The organism is Paraclostridium benzoelyticum (genome assembly GCF_001006285.1).
Lineage (GTDB): Bacteria > Bacillota > Clostridia > Peptostreptococcales > Peptostreptococcaceae > Paraclostridium > Paraclostridium benzoelyticum.
This window is the reverse complement of the sequence record NZ_LBBT01000305.1, coordinates 1-2,871: the sequence shown is the minus strand read 5'-3', so window position 1 is coordinate 2,871 and position 2,871 is coordinate 1. Positions and strand designations below refer to the sequence as shown.

3 protein-coding genes are annotated in these 2,871 nt (G+C 30.1%); all 3 read left to right on the top strand.

Translation table 11 applies throughout. From position 1 onward, the window contains the following. The first annotated feature begins 159 nt into the window (after positions 1-159). The 3 genes from VN21_RS15095 (at position 160) to VN21_RS15085 (ending at position 2,829) form a co-directional block, all read left to right on the top strand. Positions 160-912 (top strand): ABC transporter ATP-binding protein, encoded by a 753-nt coding sequence (locus VN21_RS15095; protein ID WP_046823984.1) that lies wholly within the window; start codon positions 160-162, stop codon positions 910-912. Next, entirely contained in the window at positions 899-1,702 is an 804-nt protein-coding gene (locus tag VN21_RS15090; RefSeq protein WP_025162763.1) for an ABC transporter permease, read from the top strand. Before VN21_RS15095 ends, VN21_RS15090 begins: the two co-directional genes overlap by 14 nt. Positions 1,703-1,791: 89 nt before the next feature. Further along, positions 1,792-2,829: an ABC transporter substrate-binding protein gene (locus tag VN21_RS15085; protein ID WP_046823983.1), complete on the top strand. Its 1,038-nt coding sequence runs from the start codon at positions 1,792-1,794 to the stop codon at positions 2,827-2,829. Positions 2,830-2,871: the final 42 nt, after the last annotated feature.

Here is a 2,871-nt window from a genome sequence, read left to right as displayed (position 1 = left end):
TAATAAATTTTATAATATTTCATTAATATTCAAATTTTTATTACATATATGTTGCATTTAATCTTAAATATATCTTGTTGCATCTATTTAAATGGTACAAAACTCATTTGTTCTTAATACTATAAAGTATACTAGCAAAATCTATGGAGGTGACATCTTATGACATCAATAGTAGATGTGAAAAATCTTACCAAAAACTTTTATAATAAAGATGGTGAAATCCAAGTTTTAAATGATATTAGCTTTTCGTTGAGTGAGGGAGAAATTCTAACCCTACTTGGCCCTTCTGGAAGTGGTAAATCTACTATTTTAAACATTTTAACAGAACTTCTAAAACCAACATCCGGTAAAGTTAATATAACTGGCAATATAGGTTATATGTTTCAAAAGGATCATCTTTTAGAGTGGCGAACTATAATGGATAATATTTTAATAGGCCTTGAAATTCAAAAAAAGAAAACTCCTGAAGCTATTTCTAGAATTGAAAGATTATTAAAAACCTATGGTTTATGGGACTTTAGAAACATGTATCCAAAAGAACTATCCGGTGGTATGAGACAAAGAGTTGCTCTAATTCGTACACTTGCTGTAAATCCTGATATTCTTTTGCTTGACGAGCCATTTTCAGCTCTTGATTATCAAACTAGAATTTTGGTTAGTGACGATGTTTACAAAATCATTAGAAATGAAGGTAAATCCGCAATATTAGTAACCCATGATATATCTGAAGCTATATCCATGTCAGATAAAATAGCAGTCCTTTCAAAGCGTCCTGCAACGATTAAAAGTATCTATACTATAGACTTAAAAATATCTGGAGAAAGAACCCCTATTATATCACGCAGTGCTGAAAACTTTAAAGATTATTTTAACATCTTATGGAAGGAGATCGATTCAAGTGAAACAAAATAATCTTTCCACAGGTCATATGGAGTATTTAAAATCAATAAAAAAAGAAAAGAGAATAGTATTTTTTTCTCAATGGCTTTTATTAATCGGATTCCTAGCATTGTGGGAAATACTAGCTCGCTTAAATATCATAGACGTGTTTTTATTTAGTAAACCAAGTGATATATATGCTTTATTTGTTAAGTATCTTCAAACTGGCGAACTATTAAAACACGTTTTAATATCTAGTTATGAAACAGTTGTCGGTTTGGTAATTGGTACAGTTTTAGGTATATTAATAGCTATTTTTCTTTGGTGGTCTGAACGTCTATCAAAAATTCTAGACCCGTTTTTGGTAGTTTTAAATGCACTTCCTAAGACTGCTCTTGCTCCTATTTTAATAGTTTGGGCTGGTGCTGGTATGAAAGGTATTATAGTTATCGCTATTACAATTTCTGTAGTTGTTACTATCCTTTCAGCCTATAACTATTTTATATCAGTAGATGAAGAAAAAATAAAAATGCTTAAGAGTTTCGGAGCTACTAAGTTTCAAATTTTAACGAAGTTAATTTTCCCTTCAAATATAGGGAATTTAATTAACTTAACAAAAATAAATATAGGTATGGCATGGGTTGGAGTTATAGTTGGAGAGTTCTTAGTTTCTAGATACGGACTTGGATATCTAATAGTTTATGGAGGTCAAGTATTTAAATTAGATTTGGTTATGATGGGTGTAATAGTATTAGCAGTATGTGCTTTAGTAATGTATCAAGTTTTGAATATAGCTGAAAAAATTTATAGATCTAAAAGATAATTTTATGCCATATAGTATTAACTATATGGAACATGTATTCTAAATTTTTAATAAAATAAATGGTATAAATTTTTTAAAGGGGGTTATTTATGTTCAAAAAAATCTCAACTTTATTGGCAGTGGCAACAAGCCTTGCATTAGGTGTTACTGGTTGTACAAAAGGTGCTTCTTCAGATGCTACTGATAAAGATATGACTAAGTTAACAGTAGGAGAAGTAACTCATTCTATATTTTATGCCCCTCAGTATGCAGCAATAACTCAAGGATTCTTTGATGAGGAAGGTATAGAAATAGATCTTATAAATACACAAGGTGCTGATAAAACTATGGCAGCCTTACTTTCAGGAGAGGTTGATATAGGTCTTATGGGTCCTGAAGCTTCTATTTATGTATATAATAAAGGCAATGACAACTACGCAGTAAATTTTGCACAATTGACTCAAAAGGACGGTAGTTTTTTAGTATCTCGTGAGAAAAACGATAATTTCTCTTTTAACCAATTAAAAGGTAAAGAAGTTTTAGGCGGTAGAAAAGGTGGAGTTCCTGAAATGACATTAGAATATGTTTTAAAGAAAAATAATCTAACTTTAGGAACAAATACTAAAAGTGATGAAGTAAATGTCCGTACAGATGTTCAATTCAACGTTTTATCAGGTTCATTTGCCGGTGGTGAAGGTGATTATGTTGCATTATTCGAACCTGCTGCTTCTGAAATAGAAAAGCAAGGTAAGGGCTATGTAGTAGCTTCTATTGGTGAAGAGTCTGGACTTATTCCTTACACTGCTTATTCTGCACCTAAAGATTATATAAAGGATAATAAAGAAGTAATCCAAAGATTTACAAATGCAGTTTATAAAGGTCAAATATGGGTTAAAAATCATACAGCTGAAGAAGTAGCTACAGCTATAGAACCTTTCTTTACAGATTTCGAGAAAAAAGATTTAGTATCAGTAGTTGAAAGATATAAATCTATAGATGCGTGGTCTTCTGACCCTGTATTAAAAGAAGATAGTTTAAATCTTTTAATGAATGTAATGAAAGAAGCTAATGAACTTGATAAAAAAGCTCCTTATGAAAAAATAGTTGATACAGGTTTTGCTAATGAAAGTATCAAAAATATAAAATAATTTAGTAACATAAATAGTAATAATTTAATATACTTTAATATA

Excerpts from the sequence above, each read along its gene's own strand:
- VN21_RS15095 (WP_046823984.1), top strand. The coding sequence starts at position 160 with ATGACATCAATAGTAGATGTGAAAAATCTTACCAAAAACTTTTATAAT.
- VN21_RS15085 (WP_046823983.1), top strand. The coding sequence starts at position 1,792 with ATGTTCAAAAAAATCTCAACTTTATTGGCAGTGGCAACAAGCCTTGCA.